Genomic DNA, 24,601 nt, shown 5'->3' on the forward strand with positions numbered 1-24,601 from the left:
AAAATGAAAATAGTAATCGCTGGAGGAACTGGATATTTGGGAGAGTTGCTTACTGAATATTTTAAAAAAGAAAAAGAAAATCAAATTTATATTTTAAGTAGAAAACAAAGAGTAAATAGTGATAACGTTAGCTATTTGCAATGGGATGGAATTTCTAAAGGATATTGGGGGCAGTTGCTTAACAACACTGATGTTTTAATCAATTTAACTGGTAAGTCGGTTAATTGTAGATATAACCGTAAAAACAAAGAAGAGATTTATCAAAGTAGATTAGATAGTACAGCTTTGTTATGTGAAGTAATTAATAATTTAGAATATCCACCAAAAGTATTTATCCAGTCTTCTTCAGCTACTATTTATAAACATTCAGAAAACAAATTAATGACTGAAAGTAAAGGAGATATTGGCATAGATTTTTCTATGGATGTTTGTAAAAAATGGGAACAAGTTTTTAATAATTATGCACTACCCAGAACAAAAAAAATAATAACAAGAACCTCTATTGTTCTTGGGAATAAAGGAGGAGCTTTTCCGTTAATGAAGAAAATGACAAAGTTTGGGGTAGGAGGGAAACAAGGAAAAGGGAATCAATTTATAAGTTGGGTAACTGAGAAAGATTATATAAGAGCTATTAGTTTTTTAATTAAACAAGAATCAGGAGTATATAATATATGCGTACCAAATCCAATAAAAAATAATGAGTTTCAAAAGAAATTAAGAAGTAAGTTAAATGTGTATTTTGGAATTAATTCTCCAAAATGGTTATTGAAAATAGGAGCAAAGCTTATAGGTACTGAAACTGAGTTATTATTAAAAAGTAGAAAAGTATATCCAGAGAAGCTGCTACGTTTAGGATTTAAATTTTCTACAAATACTTTTAACGAATTCAAAATTTAAAATATGCCTACAATACTATTATTCACAAAAATAAAAGCAGCTCAAAAAATTGTATTTAATCTTTCTAGAAGCATAGAGTTGCATAAAATTTCTACTAAAAAGACAAACGAAAGAGTTATTTCGGGAAGAACATCTGGCCTAATAAAATTAAATGAAACGGTAACTTGGAGAGCAAAACACTTAGGTGTTTATCAAAATTTTACATCTAAAGTAATAGGATGCAAGGAGGCTGATTTTTTTGCAGATAAAATGATTTCTGGAGCATTTAAAAGTTTTAAGCATGAACATTATTTCTATTATAATGAAAATGTAACTACTTTAGTTGATGTTTTAGAATATACGTCCCCTTTAGGTATTCTTGGGAAGATTGTAGATAGGTTATTTCTTAAAAAATATATGACCAATTTTCTTTTAGAAAGAAATAAAACAATAAAAGAGTTTGCTGAAACTAACAAATGGAAACAAATTTTGAACATATGATTTTAAGGAAACAAAATGGGAAAACAATATTAATTATAACATGGTTAAATAGAGTAATTATGCTATTCTTTTTAAGTTTAATTTTAATAGGGATTTTAATAAGTGAATACTTTTTTTATGCGTTACTGCTGGCAGTTTTGCTAGGTGTTTTTCAAATAATAGCAGCACTTGTTCTTTCTCCTCTAATAGTAAAAAAAGATGTTGTGAATTTTAAGAAGTTAAATCTATATACCAATTCTGTTGGTATATATTTCGTAATATGCTTTGTCTTATATTTTATGGGAGAATTTATTCCATACAAGATAAATTTTATAGGGTATATTTTAATGTTATTACCCATAATTTTATCATTATTTTTTACGTATACAGTTGAACAAATTTATAAAATAAATTATAAGAGAAAATAGTACAACAACATTATATTTAATTGTATAAGTAATAGTATGTGTATTTTGAACATATTAATTTCAGGGTGGTTTATGAGATTACATGGAGTAGCTTTTTCTGGTAATTTTGTTATATAAAAGTGAAATAAAAAATAAAAAGTAATAGATATGAGTTTTTTAAGGGCTGAGTGGCGAAAATTAATAATGATAAATTATGAAGTAAATCCAGATGTATTAAAACCGTATTTACCTTTAGGGACTGATCTAGATTTTTTTCAAGGTAAGTGTTATTTAAGTGTTGTTGGTTTTATGTTTTTAAACACAAGATTACTGGGAGTAAAAATTCCTTTTCATGTTAATTTTGAGGAAGTAAATCTTAGGTTTTATGTGAAAAAAGTAAAAGATGGTGTAGTAAAAAGAGGAGTGGTTTTCATAAAAGAAATTGTTCCTAAGGCAGCCATAACTTTTGTAGCTAACACTGTTTATAATGAAAATTATCAAACACTTCAAATGAAACATTTATGGAATATAAAAGAAGATAAATTGAATGTTTCTTATCAATGGAAAATTAATAATGAATGGAACTCAATTGAAGTTGAAGCTCTAAATAACATACAGAAAATGGATGAAAATTCAGAAATTGAATTTATAGCAGAACATTATTGGGGGTATTCAAAAGATAATAATCAAACAACTGAATATGAGGTGAAACACCCAAAATGGGGCTTTTACCCAGTAATAAATTACAAAATATCAGTAAACTTTTTAGAAACGTATAACAAGGATTTTCTTTTTCTAAGGAATCAAAAGCCAACCTCTGTATTCTTGTTAGAAGGATCTAATGTTTCAGTAGAGAACAAGGTGAAGTTCTAATTAGAACTTATCGCAAGAAAAAGATGTGTTTAGAACATGTAAACGGCCAGTTTTTTTATGAATTACAACTTGATAAATCCTATTATAAATGCTTTCATCAAAAGGTTCAATTTTTTTACCGACTAATAATCCAGCTAATACACCAGTTGTATTACTATGCCCAACAACTAGCGCATCTTCTTTTTTTTCGATTAATGTTTTTGCAAATTGATTAAGTTTTCTTGGGTTGTATATTTTGATAGTCTTGTTTTTGCTCTTAGCAGTCGGCTTTGCAGTGCTTTTAGTACGAATATAATTGGTACTGTATATAACATCTAAATCTACTTTTTTAAGAAATTTACTCAAACTTTCTGCTCGTTGCTCTCCACAAGTAGTAAGAGGTGGATTTTTAGGATTGGTAGTAGATACTCCCTTTTCTGAATGCCTAACTAAGTATATAGTAAAAAGCTCTTTATTTTCTTGAGCATTTACATAACATTGTAATCCAATTATTGTTAAGAGTAGCAGTAATTTTTTTTTCAAGTTCATAAGTATAGAATTTTAAATTTTGTAGATAAGAATCTAAATTATGTAAAAAGAACGATATATTCGTTTTAAGGCATATTATTTATACTTCTTTAGCAAACCACTACAAGATTAGATTGTTGTAAAATTAATCATATATCTACAACAATCGTTATATCTTGTAGTAAATTTATCAGTTTTAAATTTCTTCTTTTGTTCCAGTTGACGACACTCGGAAATACCTATTGTTTTGAATAAGTAATCCTTCTGAAGTTTTTCTTGGCCAATTCTTATTGTAATCTTTAGGATGTTTTACGTCAATAGCATAAACCTTCCCATTATAAAGTTTAGTTACTTTACGTTGTAAAGTATGCCCAACAACAACAGTTTGAGCATTAAACGCATTAATCCCTTTTTCTACTTCTTGTTGAGATAAATTTCCGTTGAAATACCCTCTGTACCAACATATTCCATTCTTACTAGAAATAATCAGTTGATTAACGTTTTTTTGTGGTTTTGGATAGTAAGATTGATAGTAGTTAGCTCTATTAATTTGATTTACTTCATCGATTGTTATATTGTAGTTTGAGAAATCGGGATGGATTCCTCCATGGGTAAAAAGATTTCCATTTATAAGCTCTAATGAATTTTTGCTCGAAATCCATTTTCCAATGAATGAGTTTTTATCATATAAATCGTGATGTTGTTTACCTAGAATGGAAGCTACTCCATAGTACTTGTATGAAGCAGATTTATATTTTCCTTGCATGTTATAAAGCTCGTGGTTCCCTATTATGAAATGCACATGTCCTCCTTGCTTTTTGGCTTCTTGTTCAAGTTTGTATATAAACCATAATACTTGTGTTGTAGAAAAACCTCGATCTACAAAATCACCAATTAATACCAAATGTCCTTTCTTAAATGTCCAATGTAAATTTTTGTCTATAACTTTATTAGTAATAAGGAAATCTCTAAATGTTTTATAGCCACTTTCTATATCTGATATAGCCATAATGGGCTGTTTGTCGTTATATATTGTTTTGGGAGTTTCAAAATTCGATTTTACGGTAAAATTAAATGTTGTGCTGTCTAAAGGGAAGTAGCAGTTTGCAACAATATTTTTACTATTACTAGTGTATTCTTTTTTATCTAAATAAAAACCATCGGACTTATTTCCTCTAATATAATTAATGGTTAATATACTATCATTTTTATAAAAAATATAAGGACCTTCATTATCTAAATTTAATCTTGAAGGATTATTACCATATTCAAAACTTCCGTTTAAAGAAATTATAATAAGAATACCAACGAGAGATAAAACGATTATAGTGCCAAATAGATTTTTAAAGTACTGTATAACTCTTTTTTTCATTTTTATGATTTATTTTATTTGAAACAAAAGTATTTTGAAGTTGTTTTGTTTATAAATTTTTGTGATGAATGCATAGTAGTTAGTGTTGTATACTTTATTTTTAAATAGATAGGTGTTTTATCACTCAATAGAGTTTTTATATGCAATAAGAATTGGTGTTTATCACTTTTTTATTAGGTATCCATTCTATTCCTCTATTTTTGTAATATGATAGCGATTTTAAAAAAGAATAACTGGTTTCTAATTAAGGTAGTAGTATTTATAAGTATTATAATTCCAGTTGGAATTACTACTTATGAAATTGTAATACTTAATAAAAATTCGATTGTTTTTTTAGGAAATTATCCTCAGGTTGTTAGTATTGTTGTTTTAATATATTATGGGTTACTTTTAGTAATGGGTATTGTTTGGGGCCTTAAACAGTTAAAAGCGTTAATTATATTAAAAAATGAAAAAGTTAAAAATGAATTACTGCATTTACAAAGTCAAGTAAACCCTCATTTTTTTTTTAACATGCTAAATAATTTATATGGTTTAATAGATAAAGATACTGAACAATCAAAAGCTCTTATTTTAAAGTTATCTGACTTGATGAGGTACAGCATTTATGAAGGAGCTAAAAACAAAGTTCCCCTTAAAGATGAAATTACTTATTTACAAAATTATATAGAACTTCATCAAATGCGTTATCATAAGAATATAGATATACAGTTTACTGTAAATATTGATAACTATTCAATTCAAATAATCCCATTATTATTTATTATTCTTGTAGAAAATGCTTTTAAACATGGTGTAGAAAACTTAAGAGAGAGTTCTTACGTGTATATTAATTTGAAAACTAGTAAAGGGGCCATTCATTTTAATATAGAAAATAATTTTGATAGTTCTGAGTTACCAGAAAGAGAGGGTATAGGATTAAATAATTTAGCACGTAGATTAGAATTAGTATATCCAAATAACCATAAGCTTGTTTTTACTGATGATAATTCAGTTTTCAAAGCTTCTTTATTTATTAGAGTATGATAAATTACATAATTATAGATGATGAGCATATTGCTCATGATATTATAAAAAATTACTGTGACTTGGCGTCTAACATGCAATTGAAGAAACATTGTTATGATGCATTAGAAGCTTTAGATTATTTAAGAGAAAATACTATAGACTTGATTTTTTTAGATTTAAACATGCCAAAACTTAAAGGTTTTGATTTTTTAAGAACATTGTCTAACCCAGCTAAAGTAATAGTAACAACAGCATACAAAGAATATGCTTTGGAAGGGTATGAATTAGAAATTGTAGACTATTTGTTAAAGCCTTTTAGTTTTGAAAGATTTTTAAAAGCAGTAAATAAGGCGGTTATTTCACAAAAAGAAAAAACAATAAAAATAGAACATTCTGATAGTAATGAAGGGAAGCACATGTTTTTTTATAGTAACAAACAATATGTTCAGGTAAAAATAAATGATATTCTTTATGTAGAAGCTGCAGGTAATTATTCAAAAGTAACTTTAAAAGAAAAGAAAATTCTTGTAAGAGAAAAAATTTCAAAAATAGTAGAGAAACTACCTCAAAAATATTTTATGCAAGTACATAAATCATTTATTGTTGCAAAAAATAGTATTGATAGTGTAGAGGGCAATAGAATTAAAATTCTTGAAAATATTATTCCTATAGGTAAATTGTATAAAAATAATATTACTAGTTTATTAAACTAGTTCTGATTTTGATTTCAAGGTGTATTTTTAATAATGTTACTCATAGTATTTATGTTTATAAGTATTGATTTTTACAGTACTGCCATTCAAAATATTTTATTTACTTAGTTTTAATATTCTAAAAGCACCTTGAATAACTAAAATAAAAACTATTGTACCAATAATTAAATCAGGTTTATTTGAATTAAGCCAGTGTACTAAAATTCCGGCAATTATTACACCAAAATTGATGATTACATCATTTGAAGTGAAAATCATACTTGCTTTCATATGCACTTCTTCCTTACTTTTTGACTTGTGTAAAATATAAAGGCAAATACCGTTGGCTATAAGCGCTAATGCTGATATAAAAATCATTGTTGTAAATGAAGGGAGCTTTTCGTTTCCAAAGAAACGTCTTAAAATTTCTAAGAAACCAATAAATGAAAGTGCAATTTGAAAATACCCTGCAATTTTAGCAATTTTCTTTTTTCTTATTAGTGAACCGCCTACAGCAAACAAACTAATTCCATAAACTAAACTATCAGCAAACATGTCTAAACTATCTGCAACTAAGCCCATTGATTTAGAAAAAATTCCTGAAGTTATTTCAATAATAAAAAAGGAGAAGTTTATGATGAGAACTGACCAAAGTGTTTTTTTCTGATTTTTATTCTTTTCAAAGCTTTGTTGATCTGTTTTTTCTGATGTAACTTTTTTTCCACCAAGGTTTAATTCAATAATTGCATTTTCTATTTGATTTAATTGGTCAAAATGAAAAACTGTTAACTTTCGATTAGCAATATCAAAATCTAAATGAGTAATGCTTGAAAATTCATCTAATTTCATCCGAATTAAATTTTCTTCAGAAGGGCAATCCATTTTAGTAATTTCAAAAATTGTCTTAATCATTTAATTTAAGTGTTTTATTAGATACAATACTTTTGTTAAACATTAAATTTATTTTCGCCTGAAAAAAAAAGCATCCTTTTTAGTAGACATAAATTTACGAATTTATTAAGATGAAAGCTTTAATAATAAATAAAAAAGACACTAATAACTAGCACTTCTATCTTTACATTAAAGTGTTATTTATTGTTAAATAGAAGTATACAATGTTTTTTAATTGTTTGTTTGTTTGTTTAAAAAAAAGTTTAGTGAAAGATAAATTTAATTTTTAATGCATGTAGATTTACTGAAAGATCATATGAAGCACTAGAAGTGAAATTATAGTATTCACTATTAATCTAATATTTCTTTTAATCTTTTTTTGTTTATTATTAAAAGATAGAATTAAAAGCACTACAAAAACAATTATTAGTTGAGCAATTTCAATACCAATATTAAAACCAAGTAGTGGTATTAATATACTTTCATCTTTAAATAACATGGTAGAAAGAAAATTCGAAAATCCTAGTCCGTGAATAAGACCAAAGGTTAAAATTATAAAATAAATAAGGTATCCTTTTGGAAGCTGGTAGTTATTTTTATTTAGAAGCGTCCAATAGTTAATTAAACAACTTATTAGTATTGTTAGAGGAATAAGCCATTCAATTAAGTTTGGATCGATAGATACCAAATTAAATAAAGAAAGAGCAAGTGTGATGCTATGACCAACTGTAAATGCTGTTATTAACCCAAGGATTTTTCTCAAATCTTTTATTGAATAAACGATGCAAAAAGAAATAATGAAATAAAAATGGTCTAATCCATTTAAATCTAAAATATGGTCAATACCTAATTCAATATAGTGTTTCATTATTCAAGTTGTATTTCTATTTTTGGATTGCTGATATTTAAAAGATAGTGTTTACCTAAATACTTTATACCATTTACTTGTTTTGTTGAATTATCACATAATAATGTATTAAACAAAAAAACTTTTTTTGAGGAGTCTAATAACTTAGTTGAACTTGCATTTACAATTAAAGCTTGCCCGTTTTTAGATAGTGAAACGTTATTGATTACTAAATTTATTTTTTTTTCACGTTGTGAAAAATAAAAACGATTTTGAAAGTATAGTTGTAATGCTTGCGTTCCCTTTGTTGAAATATTTGTAAAATCAGCCTGTTGTAACCCATAAACACTTTCTATATGCGTTGTAATGTCATCAAGAAAGATGCGAGTTTCTATATCTACAAATCCTTTAGGGCTGATTATTAGTTTGCTAAAAGACATTTTTAGGCTATGATCGTAATTTAAATTTGAAGAGAGAATTATAAATACAAAAGCCAAAAATGTTATTCGCATGCTTAAATTATTATGGTAAAACCTTTTTTAACACTATTTTTTTTTGTTATTATTAAGTATTTATTGTTCAGATTTTATATAATTAGATCTGTTCCAACCTAATACTGATCGAACATCATTTAAGTTCTACATAATACATTAATGTTTTACGCATCCTTAACATTAACAAAGTGTAAAAATAAACTTTAATACTATAAAAAGCAACTAAGTTGCATTAATAAAATATAAAAATAAAAAGGTTACGATACTTATAGTTCGTTACTTATAATTAATGTATTCTCTTTCCTAATAAAGTGTTACCAAGTATTTAGTGTTCAATTTTAAGAGACTGATTTCTTATACATTGTAAAAAAATAGAAAGGCAAAAATCCGAACCCAAATATAAATGCCCCAAGAATCAATAATAATTCAGCTCCTTGCAGATGCATTAACTTAAATAGTCCTGAAAGACCAGTAATGATTGAAGCTATAGCTCCCAGTATCATTTTCAATTTTACTGAAATTGATTTAGATATAGCAACTTTGTACCTATTAAAGGTTACCAGAGGAATAAATATTAAGAGTAAGGTTAAAAAACCAATTGTAAATAATTCTGTTCCAAAAGGCATATGAAGTAATTTAAAAGTTATTCCAGCAGTTAGGGTAATTGAACCAATAAATCCAATTAAATACATTAATCTTTTCATAAGTATTATTCGTTTAGAGTTAAGTAAAAAAATTGTTTTATGTTGAATTTCAATCAAACCATTTGGAGCTAAATCCATTAAAGCATTATTTAACAAATCGTCGAATGATTTACCCTTTCCTAGCTGACTTTCTAGAACACAGCATAAGTGATCTGTAATATCATCACTTAGTGTTTTGATTGTTAATTTTTGGTTGTCAACAAGGGTTTTAATTATATTTTCTCGATCAGTTGTTAATTTCATGCAAGTTTGATTTCAGGAAAAACAAGTTTATTAAGAGTCGTCAAAAAGTCTTTTAATTCTTCAAGGTATCGTACTTTTTCCATTTTCCCTTTAGTTGTAAGAAAGTAATACTTTCTAACTCTTTTTCCTATGTATTCTTCTTTATATGATAATAGACCATTTTTAGTCATTTTTTGTAAAGCAGGGTACAATGATTCGTCTTTTAGTAAGATTTTCCCACCAGATAGTTCTTTTACCTGTTGAAACATTTGATAACCATACATTTTTTCATTTTCTGCAAGTAAATTCAGAATAATTGCGGATAGTGTTCCTTTAAGTAGTTCTTTTGAGTGCATAGTACAAATATATATAAAAAAACAATACATCACAAATCTATGTATATGGAATTTCGTTCATATTTTTTAACAATAAAGACTTCTAAATTGTTTATTAAGTGTTTTATCTATCCGTTTATTTTTTTTTAATTTTATAGCTATAATTTTATTGATTATGGTTTTTGTTTATGCACAAATCATATCAATAATAGAAATAATCTAAGAAAAGCTGATATTGAAACAATTTTTTTCTTAAGTGATGAAGAATCTATTTTTAATGATTTAATATAATTTTACTAGCTGAATCTGTTATAAATCATTGTTTCTACTTTTTTTATTCTTAAATGAGTATCTTTTTTTTCAAAATGACTTATTACTTAAAATCGCCATACATAATTAATTGTTTGGTGCCCTTGAATATTGTAAAACCCTTTCATTAGGGTTTTATTTTTTTATAGCTAATTTTTTGGGGTTCATTTATCAATAAATCAATACTTAAAATTATTGGAAAATTTTATAATTAGCCAGTATTTAAATGAAATATAAAAATTTAGTGAGTACGTGATGTAATTATTATGGTTTCTATTGTTTTAGTAAATTAATTTAAGTGAATTATTTGTTTATGAATGAAGTTTCAACGCTTTTTATTAAAAATTGTTAATTAGTGAAGTCTTTTTAAAGTATTAAGAAGCATATTATGTTTTAAAATAGGATGAACCTTTTGAAAGATAATACTCAAGCTACTGTTCATAGTTATTGAATTAACTTTGGATTTAATATTTTTTAACCTCCCTTGCATAATTATTTCTTTGTAATCACCACACAGTTTTTATCTATTTTACTTTTTGTCTTTTAATAACCATTTATCTATAGCAATATTCTGCTAATCTATTTTCTTGAATTAATTTTTTTCTTTTTAATTATATTTATTTACGAGTTATTGATTTTTAGCTTGTTAAAATTAAAAAGAGAAGCAGTATTTTTTGATGGGGTACTTCTTCTCTTTTTTTACTGAAATTATTATTAATTTAAATTTTATTTATCAGATTTAATTATTTAGATTTGTTCTAAATAACGTGTTTATTCTGATTCCCCTTAAAACTTGAGAATTAAATATTTTATTATGTTTCCCCTAAATAAAAGGTTATATGCAATTTCTAACAGATTGTTTATAGCCTTTTTTGTTCAATAAGAAATATTAGTGTTATTAGTTTGTCGGATCTTCTTGTTTTATTCAGATTAATGCGATAACCTATAAAAACAATTTACTTTTTTATTAAATTTTATTCATGTGCTTTTTTTAATTTTTTTGAGTAATTCATCATTTACTAAAGTTTATCTAAAATTCCTTTACCTAAATCTTGGACATAAAAAAACACCTTTTTTAGGTGTTTTTTATAATGAGAATAAATTCTATACCACTAGTTTTTTATATGCAACAATATATTTTGTATCAATCCAAGTATCATTAGCTAAACAAGATAATTTATTGTTTGTGAAATAAGTTGTTGCGCCAGGCAAAAAATTATATCTTTTCTTCTTATAATAAATATAAAGTTTGAGTTATGAGTAATTGACTGGTTTAGTCATAACATTAAAATTACAACTAATTTTATATGTATAGTGGAATGAGAGCCTAAGTAATTTATGCATCGAGTGGTTTAGTATGATTTAATTAACTTCATTTATTAAAATACTTCCATTTTCAGATTTATTTACAATGATAGCTATAAATGGTAAAATCGTATAAGTTTGTTTTTTTCCTGTTTGATATTTGTATGTAAAAACAATTTCTCCTTTCTCATTCTTTTGTAAACTTTTAGGCTTAATAACTGAATTTAAATCAGTCTCAGGTTTTAAAACAGCAATTACATATTGATTCGTGAAATCTATTTTAGTAGGTTTTCCGTGTTCTCCTGTAGTGGTTGCCATTCCAAAAATTTCATTAAATTTTTTTTCTGTTTCAATTTTGGAGTTTTCTAATTGTTTAATTGAGTTATTTACAAAGTAATTTTTTGCTATAACAAATGGAATATCTGTGAATTTTGAACTAACTTCAGTTTTATTAATAGGGGTTGACTTGTTTTTTTTATTTTCACAAGACATAAGAACTAGAGTAGTTGCAGCGACAATACTGATAAAAAAAAATCTCATAATAAAGAGGTTTATATTATTTGGGTTTTTCGGTTTATATATGTACTACTTTTGCTTATGGTAGTACCGGAACTAAAAGTAATGAATTTCCTTTTAAACAAGTAACTAAAACTTTTAATTTTATTCATGCTCCTCTTCCAAAATATAATAAAATTTAGTTGGTAAATTGATGATTAGTAGTGTTACCAATTTTATTTATAGATAAATCTTTAGTTTTTAAAGCATTTTAGTTCCCGTTTTGTTGGTTGAGTTTTTACGTTTTACTACTAATTTTTTTATTTTTTAATGAAAGTTTTACGTTGATGCGTTAATTGTAAAGTATTTAAATGATTTGTTATTCTCAGCAATTACAAGAAGTTTGACATACTTTATTTTTTATGTTTAGAATTATTTTTTGATTAATTTATTTTTTTAGACTTGTCTAAAATATTATTTTTACAAATCTAAAAAAGATTTATCATACAATATTATATAGAGGTATTAAAATGATGAGTACCTAAAAAGAGACATTAAAACATAAAAACTAAAACTAATGAACATTACATTAACATTACCTGAACTACCTTATGACAAGAATGCATTAAATCCGATTATTACTGAAGAAACGTTTGATTATCATTACGGAAAACATCACAATGCATATGTAAATAATCTTTATGGGTTAGTAAAAGATACTGAGTTATTTGATTTAAGTATTGAAGAAATTATTCAAAAAGGACATACTGACGGTAATTTAGCTTTATTTAATAATGCTGCGCAGCATTGGAACCATTCTTTTTTCTGGAATTGTCTTTCGCCAAACGGAGGGAAGGCTCCTGATGGAGAAATAGGTGAATTGATAACTCGTGATTTTGGTAGTTTTGAGAAATTTAAAGAACAATTTTCAACTACTGCAATAAAGTTATTTGGTGCGGGCTGGGCTTGGTTAACACAAGATGAAAAAGGTAAACTTGAGATCCTTGCAATGAAAGATGCTCATACACCATTAACACAAAATAAACAACCAATTTTAACATTAGATGTTTGGGAACATGCGTATTATATAGATTATAAAAATGCACGACCGAAATTTGTAGAAGGTTTTTGGGAAATAGTAAACTGGGATTTTGCAAACAAAAATTTAAAAAAATAATGAGTGATACTTGTATGAATCATATAGAAAAGTATTGGCAAACTTTAACAGCCTCGAGTAATGAATTTTTTAAAAAAGGAAATTTTAAAAAAGCACTATCGGGCTATAAAGATGCTTTATACAGAGCAGAGGTCTTGAATAATAATATTTCGGATTGTATACGATTAAAAACTTCATTTGTGCAAGTATATATAATTTCTTGTAATAACTTAGCAAATACGTATGAGGAACTTGGTAAGAAAGAAGAAGCGGAAAGCTTACTTAAAAGAGTGGTGTATTATCTTTTACATTTAGCAACAAACAAAGAACTTAACATTGTTGAGTTACAGTCTGAACTCAAACGAGCTATGTTAACTTATGTTCATTTTACAGAAAAACATAATATAAAGAGCAAACAAGTAAAATTATTTACGGTATTGAAAGAGCAGCTATTAGAGAATGATTTAATAAAAATATAATAAATTTATAAATGTAGTTAGGCTATTATTTTTATAAAACCCATACTATATTTTCGGATAATTATTTATTAATTAGTTTCATCGTTATTTTATTTATTTTTTATTTTAACTAAGAATACAATAGTTTTTGGAAGAATAATTTGTGAACAATCTGGATGGGCGGGTAAGTTTTCTACTCATCAAACTTTATTTCCTGAATAACTTATTTTAATATGTTGATTTTTATTAAGTTATGATTTAGGTTGACATTTGATAATGTTTTGATTAGTAATGTTGGTTTCGGTGTAACCAATATTATCTTATTGGAAATTTCTTTTAGAACTTTTTGAACTGATTTGGAAAGTAATTAAAAAGTTTTATTAATTTGAGCATCAACTATTATTGAATTCACTAAGATATCATATATCAAAGATTCTATTAATGAGATTAAACTAAAACCGTGCTTCAACTGAAGCACGGTTTTAGTTTAATCATTTTTTTAGATAATTTCTGAATTTTATTTTTATGCCCAATAATACATTGTATAAAATGTATCATTAATTTTATTCTTTTAAATTATCTATAATCTAGCGTAAAAAATAACTTTAGTTTTATTCAGTAAAAACTATTATTTTCATAAAGTTGGTAGTAGTTATTTTTTATAAACTGAGATACCCTCTTTAATTGTTTCTACGACTATTATATCTTTAATTTTTTCTTCAGATACTTTCAGAGGGTTTTTATCTAAAATTACCATATCTGCTAACTTTCCTTTTTCCAATGTTCCTTTGTTATGATCTTCAAAATGTTGAAATGCAGACCAAATTGTAATTGCTTGTAAAGCTTCATAAGGGGTTAATTTTTCATCCGCACCAATTGTTTTACCTGATCGTGATTTTCTTTCTACACTAATTCCTATCATTCGCATTAAATTTGGTAATGCAACAGGAGCATCAGTATGGATAGTTAGCTTTAACCCCTTGTTTAAGGCCGTTCTCGTCGGACTAATTTTATTACCTAAACTATCTCCAATAATTTGTTTATGCCAATCGCCCCAATAATAAGTATGTAGCGGAAATAAAGAAGCTATAATATCTAAGTCTTTAAACGAATCTAATTGGTCTTCTCTGATGTATTGTCCATGAATTAGTACGTTTCGTCTATTAATATTTTCGTGTTTTTTAGTGATTTTATTTAGACTTCTTATCATTTGATCCATGGCGGCATCCCCGTTTGCATGAGTTATAATTTGCCAATTATTTTTGAATGCTTTTTCATAAAGAGATTCAACTACGCTATCACTCGGAATAGCAGGGTACCCTAAATATCCTTCTTTGGCACCATCTGGTGGAATTAGATAAGGCTGCGTCCTCCAAGCTGTTCTTCCCTGAGGAGAGCCATCAAGGGTTAATTTCATTCCTGCTATACGATAATGATTTTTATAAGTTTTACTATTCCAGTCAGTTTTCATTAACGTATCAACGAACATATAATCAATATAGCTCACTACGTCTAGTTTTAGTTTGCCTGTGTTAGCTGCATTAGCAAGCATATTATGGTTCTCAATCATGGCTCTTCCCTCATGTGCAGTAGTGTATCCATATGATAACGCCATTTCTTGCCCTGATTCAAAAAATTTATTAGCAGCCTCAATTGATGATGGAGAAAGAACTTTTGTATAGTACGGAATTGCAGCTAATTCTTCGAGCACACCATTAGGTTCGTTTTTATTTTCTCTCCTAATAATTCCGCCTTCTGGGTTTTTAGTTTCAGCAGTAATATTTAGAGCTTCCAATCCTTTCGTGTTCACTACCGCAAAATGACCAGAAATATGAATTATCATTATTGGAAATTCTGTTGATACTTTATCCAAATCGTGTTTGGTAGGGAAACGTTTTTCTTCAAGCACGCTATCATCAAATCCCATACCAAAAATCCATCCTGTTAATTCTCGATTTTCAGGGGTATTCCAATCTTTTAGTATCTTAATAAGTTCAGGTATATTTTTTGCTCCAGCGTCTGGTGGAGGTAATATTTTTGCCCCAATTGCTTGGCCTGAAAAAGAAGCAAAGTGTGCATGGCCATCAATAAAACCAGGAACCATAGTTTTTCCTTTTAAATCAATTGCTTGGTGTCCTTCACCTGCAATTCTCATTGCTTCATTTGTAGTTCCAATAAATTCAATTTTTCCTTCTTTTACAACAACAGCTTCTGCATATTGTGGAGAATCTCCAACCATTGTGATAATATCTCCGGCATAATAGACAGTTGAAGTATTTAATGGATTAGTTTTTTTTTCTTGTTTACAAGAAAAAACAAACAGGAGTGTAAATAGGAGAGGGGTTATTTGTAAGAACTTGATAACATTGCTTTTTGTTGTTAAGATTTTGATCATGATTGATTGATTGATTGATTGATTGATTGATTGATTGATTGATTGATTGATTGATTGACTTTTTTTGTTTCAGACTTTATTGATTAATATTGATTTTTTAGAGGTGATTTCCAAAGTAGCTTAGTAATTAATGAATAGGTTTCTCTATTTTCGTTGAGAATTTTATTGTTCAATTGGTTTTAATTTGTATCCTTTATTTTTTAATAATTCTATAACTCCATTCTTACCAATTAAATGGGCTGCTCCTACACCAAAAAGAGTTGGTTTTGTTTTGGCTATAGTTTCTATTTTGGGAGCCCATTTTTTATTTCTATCGGTTAAAAAAAGATCTAAATATTCTTTATACTGAGGATTTTGAATTGTTATTTCCTGTATTTTTTTTAAGTCTTCATTTTCGTATGCTTTTAAAATTTCTTGCATTTCTTTTTTAGTGTTCGTAAAGTTTTTAATATTTTCTACTAGCCATTCTACTTGCTTTTTTTGAGGTATTTCATCAAAAATTTTAAATTGGTCTTCCATTTCCTCTAAGCCTAAAATTTCTTCTTTTTGTTCTTTGGCCAATTGTATGAAGGAAGATTCATATGATGCAGGTTGTTGACATTCTAATGTTTTCATTAAAACCATACTTTGTAAGGCAAAAGGCTTTAAAATTCCTAATTGTGTTAGGTCTGTTTTAAAATTTTTCTGTAAAAAACTATTAATTAATTTTTTATTATCAACATTTAATTGATTAGATAAGTTTTCCATTGATGGATTTAGAGACAATTTTTGAGCTTTTTGCATAAAATCTGGTGCGTCCATGTCTAATTCTAAAACTAATTGGTCAGTTCTGTCAAATGCTTGTATTAGAGCATCAGAAATTACTAATTCATTGGGGCAGATTAAATGTATTGTCCCATAAATATAAGATGGTTTTTTAAGGCCATTACCTGATATTTCCCATAAAAGAGATTGTGCATTTGTTGTTAAAGAATGTATGATTAAGGTGATAATAGTTAATAATTGAACTAAATTTTTCATTTTTTAATTTATAATATGTTTTAATGAAGAGGTGAATAGTGTTTTTTTTTGTTTTAATTTTCTTGAAACTTATAACATTTAATAGCTTCTAATAGTTAGAATATAATGAGTATTTTACTGATTAGATTGCTACTACTTTATATAAATTGATGAGTGTTGGTTGTTTTTCTTTATAAGCATGTCTATTTATTATCTTAACAATCTGTTTATGAAATTGTTTTATTATACCAATTATCTATATTCTTCTTATAGTTATTATATATCACTAAATCAATTAGTATAATATTAAAGGAATCAGATAACGATATTCTAAGAGAATACAAGAACGTTTAAGTGAGAATTATTTGCTCCTAAATTTATTTCATTGACTTATATTGAAAATATTTAAAGAAAAAATCACATACCTTCAATTTCAAAATTTTAGTTGTAATCATCAGGTAATTCCGTTCTTAGCTTAAATAAATTTACAAATTTATTTTGAATTATGAATGAAAAATTAATAGACCTAGGAATTGTGCTAAATTAGAGGTGTAATTTCTTAAATATTGTTGATGTGATTTGTTGTAGAAAAAGTATCGGAAAATTTATTTTTTCTAATAGGTTCTTCTTGTATGTTAATCTTGTTTTTCTATTACTATCTTTCATAATCAATTTGAGTTGGTAAAAATTACCACTAAGAGTATCGTTCTTGATTGTATTTTGAATTTATTTTCTTAAGAGAAGTTACTATAAATACGATTAGAATTATCTTTTTCATAATATAATCTTTAAAATTATGTAGCCTTATTTAAGAACGGACCAAAATCATAGGTAACGGTTAATACATAAGACTTAAGTTGGCAGTCTTTTTTTTAATTATTGTGGAAATATTTTGTATTCTCGTTCATTATATAGAGGAAGTGGAAAACCTTCAGATTTTAAACGTTAAAAATCTTTATCCCTATAATAATCGAAAGCGCTTCTTTTTGGGAGGGCCTATTTTTGTCCATATACCAAATTATAAAACTCCAATATGAGTCAATAGTGTAGTTGTTAACATGTTGTTTAATAGTTACATGAGTGTCTGTGTGGTGTGTGTTAATTTTTAATTTATAATCACTATATTTTTGTGTAAGACACAAATCAATATACTCATTACTCCCATCATAATCGCCAGCCTTTCCTTTCAGTACTTTAAAAGCTTGTAATTGACTAATTTTGATTGTTTTTGGTTTTAAAAATATGGCCTTGGTAATACAATTCAACCATTGATCCTATCTAATATTAGTTTTTTATCTGGTCCTAAATAATAATAATAAGCTTCAAAAAACATAAGAAAACAAATAGTAAAGATGTTGAAATAATCAATAAATTCTGGTTCTTGTTAAAATCTAACGCTAAAATTTCTCCGATAAACGAGTAACAATATAAATAAGTTATAGCAACAAGAAAATTCTGCATAAAATAATAAACAACGAACTTTTTTAGAATCTTTTATAAAAAAAGTATCTGAAGGCACTTGTATTTCTCCTTTTTTATTGGGTTTTACTTCTTCAATATTTATTCTTTTGTAAGATTTATTAATATATTTATCAAGAAAAATTTTAAAGCGTAAATCACTAATTTTTTTAATGCTTGATAGCGTTTCGACAGTAGTTGATATGGGAATTAAAAGTATTAATTATAGCTATTGTTAAGCATAGTATTTATAGTACAATGTCATTCAAAGCTCTGAACAAATACATAGGATATTCCGCAATTCTATTGCATAGATAGAGGTACCATTCCTTACCATATACAAAGTATAACTTAGTAGGAAAACCTTGTTTTTTCAATTGTAATAATTGTTCTGTTTGTATCCCGTATAAGCTTTCAAATTCATAAATATTTTTGTTGGTTCTATATTTTCTTATTAGTTTGGTTACTTCCTGTTGAATTTCATTATGGTGAGTAGCAATTGAACATTTATGATTTTTTGATAGTAACTGGTCAATATAATTTAAGTAAGCGTTATCTAATTCCATTCCTCTTGGAATAGAAAGATGTTTTGGTGTTTCAAAAGCTCCTTTTACCATTCTAATTCTCCCTCTTTCTTGAATTAAATCTTTAAAATCGTCTTTTGTTCTATGCAAATATGCCTGTAACGTGATAGAAACATTATCATACTTTTTTGAAAAACTTTTATATGTATCTATTATATCGTCAGTTCTTTCAACACCTTCTGCACTTATTATTACTTCAGTATTGTGATTTTGTGACTCTTTGAGTATTGATTCTAAATTGTTTAAGCATAGTTCTTTTGATATTGCCAATCCAATATGAGAGAGGTCTAATGAAACAGTTGAATGAAGTTTTTGTTTTTTTATTTCACGAACTATTCGTAAAAATTCATTAGTAGCTTTATTCGCTTCCTTTTCAGTTAGTGTATTTTCTCCCATAAATTCCATTGAACACTTAAATCCATTTTTGTTTTGATCTTTAACTTTTTGAATTGTTTCATTCAATGTTTCTCCTCCAATATATCTTTCAGCTGCTTTTTTAATTGTTTTATATAACACTACATCTGAAAGTATGTAGTCCTTTGCTTTATTGTTTAATGCTGCTTTTCTCAATGCCGTAGCTCCTATTTTTAGTAACTCTTTTTCCATTTGTATATTGTTTTTTGTTTAGTATTTAAGGTTTTGTTCAGTTGATAAAGTCCCATTAAGAGCCAAACAACATTAACTTGACTAGGTAGATACACCATAATAGAACGAATTTATCATGAGTGATAAACTTCCATGCATGTTTATTAATTCATATATTTTGGTTTGAATATTGATTAGTTTTTTTACTGTTTAGCCAATAAGCACGTGCAAGTATCAAAGAACCTATTCAACCTAGGATGTTAATTTAAAATCCGTTATATTTAAATATCTCGATTTATAATTCAAAATAGTTAAAAAAACTTAAAGTTCGTTTTTCAAAGAACTTATATAATTCAGTATTTCATTTTCATTTCTTTTGTAATATGTCCATTTCCCATGTCTTGTAGCGATTAATAAATTTACTTTATGCATCATAGTTAAATAATGGGAAATAGTAGATTGAGATAAGCCTGTTTTATCTTGGATATGACAAACACATACACCATCATTAAAATCAGGGACATTTATTTGTGGGGGAAAGTTTTCTTCCGGTTTTTTAAGCCAATGAAGAATATCAATTCTCACTTTATTTGACAAAACTTTATTTATTTCTAAAAAATTCATAATGCAAATATAATACAATAAATCGAGATTTGTCGATTTGTTGTGTTTTTTATATAATCTTAAGATTATGGAGCCTTATTTCAGGAAAGATCAAAATATGTGGTAATGGCTTGTATAAGATACGTAAGACAGGTGATAAACACTTTCGTTTCGGTTTAGCATAAATGCTCTATGTTAGTACTTCATTCAAATGGAACTTTCTTTTGCATGGTATTATTAGTTTTTTGTCTGGTGACAAAGGAATATAAAATGCAACTTTAGAGAAATTAAAAGGAGCTATCTCTTTCGTAATTATGTTGATAGGAAAATTAAAAACTGTTTTCTTTTAAAATAGAACAAGCAATTTTTATTTGGTGCATTTCTCTTTTTTTTAAAGATTTATAAATTTTCCTCTTAATTATCTTTAAATGTTCTCTTTGTAAGAAAGTAAAATTGGCTATCTCCTTTTAAAAAAAAGCTGTTCATGTTTTTTAATCTAAATTAGTCTTACTTAATTAATGATGTTTTTAACTAGAAATTGAACTTTTGTTTATATATATAATGAAGATGGTCAAAACAAGAAATTAAATAATAACCCGAATCATCATACATAACATAATGATAGTTTTATTAGAACTTAGGTTGTGAATAGGGAGTGTAGTTCATATTTGAAAAACGTACTTTTCCATAAAGGTTCAGAACCGAAACTTTTGTTTGGGTTATAAATTTGTTGTCAATTAGTCGTAACAATAGTTTAGGCGGTGATTAAACAACCAGATAAGCCTCTTGAATGTAACCGACTGCACTATTTTCTATATTTATTGTTGGGTAAATGTATTTAGTAGCTGGTTTAATTTATGATAATCTTAGTATACATTAATGAATTATAAGTCGCCTGTCTTGCCCTTTTTGCTGTTTAAATTTACCAATAATGTTGGCTTTCCGATTGTTGTATGTATCTTTAAAATAAATAAATTTAACAGTTCCAATAGATTTAAGTTTTCCTTTGTATCCTTTATCATAATCGGTTTCATAGTAATTAATTTTTATCGGCCCGATGGAAGTTATTCTACCTACCATTCCTGCTTTTTCACCCCATCTTGACCAACTTTCGTATGTAAATTGTTTGCTTCCGAATGATCTTATTTTACCCCTGTATCTACCTTTTTGTGTATATCCAGAAGCTGTCCAATAAGTAACTTTATTATTTCCAATTTTAGAAAGCTTACCTACAACACCAGAATTTTTATTCCAACTATTTTTAGGGGCATAAGTGAATATTAAGTTATTAATTGACTTAATTTGTCCTGATGAACCTGATGGGGTATTGTTGGTATAGTAGTCAATAGAAGCCGCAGAATTTATAAATATTGTTGTTCCTCCTACTTGATATTTCTTTTTAGGGATAATATTTTGATCTTCGGGTTTGTAAATAATTTTTTGCTAATGAACTTGAACTAAATAAGTAGATTTCATCAATAGTTTCTGATATATTGAATACTTTATTACCATCAAGTATATAGATGGTTTCTATGTAGCCTTGATCGGTATTAACATCAAATCTAAACTTCTGACTTAATAATAAAGAAGGAATAAATAAAAATATTAAAATTAAATTTTTCATAATTATCATTTTTTTTTAATTGTTTCCTTTGTTCGATTTGTATAATAGGAAATTTGATTCCTTTTAAAAAATTTGATTATTTATAATAGTAAAGTTTTCTCATTTTACAGGATTAACTTTTAATTCTTGATTATTAATAGCTTCCCATACGCTTTTAATCAATTCTGAATATTTACATAATATTTCTTTTTTTTGACTCTCAGTTAAAGTTTTTCCTACATCATATTTAGTAACAAGCTTTTGATAATCTGTTAGCAATTGATTGATTGAATTAAAATCTATTTCACTAATGAATGGCATTAACTTATATAGCTCGACACGAACATAATCTAGTTCATTGTTACGTATCTTATTATTGTAATAAAGGTCAAAAAGTAGTGATTTCCCTAATCTATCTACAAAACTATTGTAATTCGGATATATTAGGTTTGATTTGAGTTCTATTATTTTTCCCCCAGTTTTCACACTTGTAAATTCATGATTTTGATATGCTTTGTTTGAAAATATAAATAATGATAATGTTAAAACTAGTATTAAAAGTAGAGGCAAAGCAAGTGGTATTATCTTTTTCCAAAATTCATCCTTGGCAATAAAATGTAGAGAAATATGTTTTATTCCCCATTGCATTATCGACTCGTCTACTATGTCTAAATCTGGTAAATTTATAAAACGATTACAATATACATCATCGGTGGTTATATTGTTAAGTCTCTCAGGACTATTTCTATCGTTGAGTATCTGATTTTTCCATTTTAAAAGTTGTTTTTCAGATACTTTATCTTTAAATAGTTCAGGAAAAAGCTTTACTAAATCTTTCAGTTCACCAATATTTTTGTTGTTAATTTTATCTGCTACGCTATGATAAGTTATTAGTGAGGACTTTTCAGTGCAACTTATTACCCATAATAAAGTCGCAAGCTTTATATTTTGTGTTTTTTTTTCATAATTTGAGATTTAATCAACAATCAAATTATATAATTAATATACTTATGTTTTATAAATTAACATAGTTGAAAACAAGGATTGTTTTTATCTCAACGAAAATCATGCCATTATTTAATGTGTACTCTGTAATCCAATGTATTACTCAACGGTTTAGTATATGCGAAGTATTGGATTGGAAATACTTCATTTTCGTTTTAGTAATATATTTATTGATGTTTAATATTTTGATTTATAGTGTTTTAATTTAAGTTGTATGCTGTAAGTAACTGGCTTTATTCTTTTTCGAGTATTGCAGGTAATATGTATTCCATCATCATTTTATCAACATTTGAATGTGCACTTGGATTGTTGTATGCTGAAGCAGTAATAACTACAACAAAAGGAATATCTTTGAAAATAAACACCTTATTTCCTCCATTACCACTACAATAGGAAACTTCGTATTCTTTATTGTTTACTTTATAAGTTTTGTTCCAAAACAAATAACCATAGTAGCCCTTATCAAGAGTTTGTTTTATTTGTTTACTTAGACTTTTTTCTACCCATTTCTCGTTTAAAATTTGTTTTCCATTCCAAAGTCCTTTGTTTTTGTATAGTTGCCCATATTTAGCAAAGTCAAGTGCTCTCAATCTAATTCCACCTGCAGTATTACCAATATTTTGAGGTGTGTACTCCCATTGATAATTTGTTATTTCAAGAGGTTTGAACAATTTCTTGTCAGCATAAGAAACCAAACCATTAGGAGTGGATTTATGGATAATGTCTCCCAAAACTATTACACCAGCCGTAAAATATGTAAATTCTTTACCAATATTTGCTTCCTTTTTCATAGGTAAGCCAAGGGAGAATCTTACCCAGTCGTTTGTTGGATACATATTTTCCTCATTTCCTAAACTACTGTAATCATTATCGTCACCATCAAAACCAGAACTCATAGTTAAGAGTGATTTTAATGTTACAGACTCTTTTTTACTACTATGATTCTTATATAAATTTAAATTATAATAATCTTTTAACTCGGTATTTTCATTTTTTATAAACTCTTCTTCAATGGCAATGCCTAACAATGAAGATGCTATTGATTTTCCAACAGACCTTGAGTCGTGTAAACTATCTCTACTTTCTCCATTAAAATATTCTTCTAGTAAGAGTTTACCATCTTTAAGTACTACTAACCCATTAATATTTTCAAATCTCCCTTCTACTATTTTTCTATTTAATGCTTCTATTTTTTGAATATCAACATAATCTGTAGATATTTCCCAACCATTGTTTGGTTGAATTTTTTGAATTGGAACTAAACTTTCATCTATCTTAATTTTAGCTACTTCAACATTAATACTGCCTTTAGCTAAAATAGTGCCTACCTTTAATGTATCTAAATTTACATAAGGTTTTACTTCTATGGTTAGTGAATGACTCCCTTCACTTAATTCGTCTTGACCACCACCTAATTTCATAAACTTTAACCACATAAACCAACCCCAGTAATCTAATTTTTTTGTTGCTACCAAACGTATAGTGTGGTTAAGTTTTTCTTTTTTAGACGCTTTTAATCCTGCTCCTTTATTTAAATTTTCTACGTAAACTATTTTTTCATCTACAAAAAAAGAAAATTGGAAATTGCCTTTTTCTAATAATTCATCTTCTGTTAAATTTGGAGCTATTTTTTGAAGACTTTGTATTAGCGGCTCCTCTAGAGTGAAATGAATATTGAGAACCCCATCTTTGTTTAAAGTGAACCTATTGATGTAATTGTATGCTGTCGAGTTGATTTTTTCGATGTCATCTTTGGAAAAATATAAGTTCTCTTTTTTGTCTAAACTAGTTTTTTTTGATTGTGAAGTGGTACCGTTCTTACAAGATATTAGTACACAGGTTATAAGAACTAAAAGATAATTCGATTTCATTCTATGAGTTTTGATTGATTCTTGATGAAAGAACAAAGATGAGAGTATTTAATTTTTAAAAATTGTA

The 24,601-nt window shown here is 26.9% G+C and carries 24 protein-coding genes; 7 read left to right on the forward strand and 17 right to left on the reverse strand.

Features of this window, described 5'->3' with window-relative positions:
* Positions 1-3: 3 nt before the first annotated feature.
* The 3 genes from ACMFBB_RS17490 (at position 4) to ACMFBB_RS17500 (ending at position 2,636) form a co-directional block, all read left to right on the forward strand.
* Entirely contained in the window at positions 4-897 is an 894-nt protein-coding gene (locus ACMFBB_RS17490; protein ID WP_435262019.1) for a TIGR01777 family oxidoreductase, read from the forward strand.
* A 3-nt stretch (positions 898-900) separates the two neighbouring features.
* On the forward strand, positions 901-1,377 hold the full coding sequence (locus tag ACMFBB_RS17495) for an SRPBCC family protein (protein WP_435262020.1): 477 nt from the start codon (positions 901-903) through the stop codon (positions 1,375-1,377).
* 554 nt (positions 1,378-1,931) lie between these two features.
* On the forward strand, positions 1,932-2,636 hold the full coding sequence (locus ACMFBB_RS17500; RefSeq protein ID WP_435262021.1) for a YqjF family protein: 705 nt from the start codon (positions 1,932-1,934) through the stop codon (positions 2,634-2,636).
* On the opposite strand, the gene ACMFBB_RS17505 is transcribed toward ACMFBB_RS17500, so the two are convergent.
* Both ACMFBB_RS17505 and ACMFBB_RS17510 read right to left on the reverse strand, forming a co-directional pair.
* Complete coding sequence (locus ACMFBB_RS17505) at positions 2,637-3,164, reverse strand: phosphoglycerate mutase family protein (protein WP_435262022.1); 528 nt, start codon at positions 3,162-3,164, stop codon at positions 2,637-2,639.
* 175 nt (positions 3,165-3,339) lie between these two features.
* Positions 3,340-4,515 carry a metallophosphoesterase gene (locus ACMFBB_RS17510; RefSeq protein ID WP_435262023.1) on the reverse strand — a complete coding sequence of 392 codons (1,176 nt, stop codon included), beginning with the start codon at positions 4,513-4,515 and terminating at the stop codon, positions 3,340-3,342.
* Positions 4,516-4,722: 207 nt separating this feature from the next.
* Here ACMFBB_RS17510 and ACMFBB_RS17515 point away from each other — a divergent pair, with 207 nt between their 5' ends.
* Both ACMFBB_RS17515 and ACMFBB_RS17520 read left to right on the forward strand, forming a co-directional pair.
* Positions 4,723-5,541 (forward strand): sensor histidine kinase, encoded by an 819-nt coding sequence (locus ACMFBB_RS17515; RefSeq protein ID WP_435262024.1) that lies wholly within the window; start codon positions 4,723-4,725, stop codon positions 5,539-5,541.
* Complete coding sequence (locus ACMFBB_RS17520) at positions 5,538-6,236, forward strand: LytR/AlgR family response regulator transcription factor (protein ID WP_435262025.1); 699 nt, start codon at positions 5,538-5,540, stop codon at positions 6,234-6,236. Before ACMFBB_RS17515 ends, ACMFBB_RS17520 begins: the two co-directional genes overlap by 4 nt.
* A 96-nt stretch (positions 6,237-6,332) precedes the next feature.
* On the opposite strand, the gene ACMFBB_RS17525 is transcribed toward ACMFBB_RS17520, so the two are convergent.
* The 6 genes from ACMFBB_RS17525 to ACMFBB_RS17550 all read right to left on the reverse strand — a co-directional run bounded on the left by ACMFBB_RS17525 (position 6,333) and on the right by ACMFBB_RS17550 (position 11,862).
* A complete protein-coding gene (locus tag ACMFBB_RS17525; protein WP_435262026.1) occupies positions 6,333-7,127 on the reverse strand; it encodes a cation transporter in 795 nt (264 codons plus the stop codon).
* 280 nt (positions 7,128-7,407) lie between these two features.
* Positions 7,408-7,974: a HupE/UreJ family protein gene (locus tag ACMFBB_RS17530; RefSeq protein ID WP_435262027.1), complete on the reverse strand. Its 567-nt coding sequence runs from the start codon at positions 7,972-7,974 to the stop codon at positions 7,408-7,410.
* Positions 7,974-8,393 carry a DUF6702 family protein gene (locus ACMFBB_RS17535; protein WP_435262028.1) on the reverse strand — a complete coding sequence of 140 codons (420 nt, stop codon included), beginning with the start codon at positions 8,391-8,393 and terminating at the stop codon, positions 7,974-7,976. Before ACMFBB_RS17535 ends, ACMFBB_RS17530 begins: the two co-directional genes overlap by 1 nt.
* A 392-nt stretch (positions 8,394-8,785) precedes the next feature.
* Positions 8,786-9,394 carry a hypothetical protein gene (locus ACMFBB_RS17540; protein WP_435262029.1) on the reverse strand — a complete coding sequence of 203 codons (609 nt, stop codon included), beginning with the start codon at positions 9,392-9,394 and terminating at the stop codon, positions 8,786-8,788.
* Positions 9,391-9,729, reverse strand: coding sequence for a PadR family transcriptional regulator (locus ACMFBB_RS17545; RefSeq protein ID WP_435262030.1), 339 nt, complete (start codon positions 9,727-9,729; stop codon positions 9,391-9,393). The genes ACMFBB_RS17540 and ACMFBB_RS17545 overlap by 4 nt, the downstream gene beginning before the upstream one ends.
* A gap of 1,650 nt (positions 9,730-11,379) precedes the next feature.
* On the reverse strand, positions 11,380-11,862 hold the full coding sequence (locus tag ACMFBB_RS17550; protein ID WP_435262031.1) for a hypothetical protein: 483 nt from the start codon (positions 11,860-11,862) through the stop codon (positions 11,380-11,382).
* Between the two features lie 532 nt (positions 11,863-12,394).
* On the opposite strand from ACMFBB_RS17550, the gene ACMFBB_RS17555 reads away from it, so the two are divergent.
* Positions 12,395-12,994: a superoxide dismutase gene (locus tag ACMFBB_RS17555; RefSeq protein WP_435262032.1), complete on the forward strand. Its 600-nt coding sequence runs from the start codon at positions 12,395-12,397 to the stop codon at positions 12,992-12,994.
* Positions 12,994-13,452, forward strand: coding sequence for a tetratricopeptide repeat protein (locus ACMFBB_RS17560; RefSeq protein WP_435262033.1), 459 nt, complete (start codon positions 12,994-12,996; stop codon positions 13,450-13,452). The genes ACMFBB_RS17555 and ACMFBB_RS17560 overlap by 1 nt, the downstream gene beginning before the upstream one ends.
* Before the next feature lie 631 nt (positions 13,453-14,083).
* Here the strand turns inward: ACMFBB_RS17560 and ACMFBB_RS17565 are convergent.
* The 9 genes from ACMFBB_RS17565 to ACMFBB_RS17605 form a co-directional block, all read right to left on the reverse strand.
* On the reverse strand, positions 14,084-15,826 hold the full coding sequence (locus ACMFBB_RS17565) for an amidohydrolase (protein WP_435262034.1): 1,743 nt from the start codon (positions 15,824-15,826) through the stop codon (positions 14,084-14,086).
* Between the two features lie 162 nt (positions 15,827-15,988).
* Positions 15,989-16,846 (reverse strand): TraB/GumN family protein, encoded by an 858-nt coding sequence (locus ACMFBB_RS17570; RefSeq protein WP_435262035.1) that lies wholly within the window; start codon positions 16,844-16,846, stop codon positions 15,989-15,991.
* Positions 16,847-17,763: 917 nt separating this feature from the next.
* Complete coding sequence (locus ACMFBB_RS17575; protein WP_435262036.1) at positions 17,764-18,090, reverse strand: hypothetical protein; 327 nt, start codon at positions 18,088-18,090, stop codon at positions 17,764-17,766.
* A 441-nt stretch (positions 18,091-18,531) separates the two neighbouring features.
* Complete coding sequence (locus tag ACMFBB_RS17580) at positions 18,532-19,473, reverse strand: proline dehydrogenase family protein (RefSeq protein ID WP_435262037.1); 942 nt, start codon at positions 19,471-19,473, stop codon at positions 18,532-18,534.
* 300 nt (positions 19,474-19,773) lie between these two features.
* Complete coding sequence (locus ACMFBB_RS17585; protein WP_435262038.1) at positions 19,774-20,076, reverse strand: ArsR/SmtB family transcription factor; 303 nt, start codon at positions 20,074-20,076, stop codon at positions 19,774-19,776.
* Between the two features lie 855 nt (positions 20,077-20,931).
* Positions 20,932-21,135, reverse strand: coding sequence for a hypothetical protein (locus ACMFBB_RS17590; protein WP_435262039.1), 204 nt, complete (start codon positions 21,133-21,135; stop codon positions 20,932-20,934).
* A 319-nt stretch (positions 21,136-21,454) separates the two neighbouring features.
* Positions 21,455-21,679 carry a hypothetical protein gene (locus tag ACMFBB_RS17595; RefSeq protein WP_435262040.1) on the reverse strand — a complete coding sequence of 75 codons (225 nt, stop codon included), beginning with the start codon at positions 21,677-21,679 and terminating at the stop codon, positions 21,455-21,457.
* Between the two features lie 99 nt (positions 21,680-21,778).
* On the reverse strand, positions 21,779-22,306 hold the full coding sequence (locus ACMFBB_RS17600; protein WP_435262041.1) for a hypothetical protein: 528 nt from the start codon (positions 22,304-22,306) through the stop codon (positions 21,779-21,781).
* A gap of 590 nt (positions 22,307-22,896) precedes the next feature.
* Positions 22,897-24,534, reverse strand: a complete 1,638-nt coding sequence (locus ACMFBB_RS17605) for a serine hydrolase domain-containing protein (protein WP_435262042.1) — start codon at positions 24,532-24,534, stop codon at positions 22,897-22,899.
* Positions 24,535-24,601 lie beyond the last annotated feature (67 nt).

The sequence above is a fragment of the Tenacibaculum sp. nBUS_03 genome (assembly GCF_051201695.1).
Lineage (GTDB): Bacteria > Bacteroidota > Bacteroidia > Flavobacteriales > Flavobacteriaceae > Polaribacter.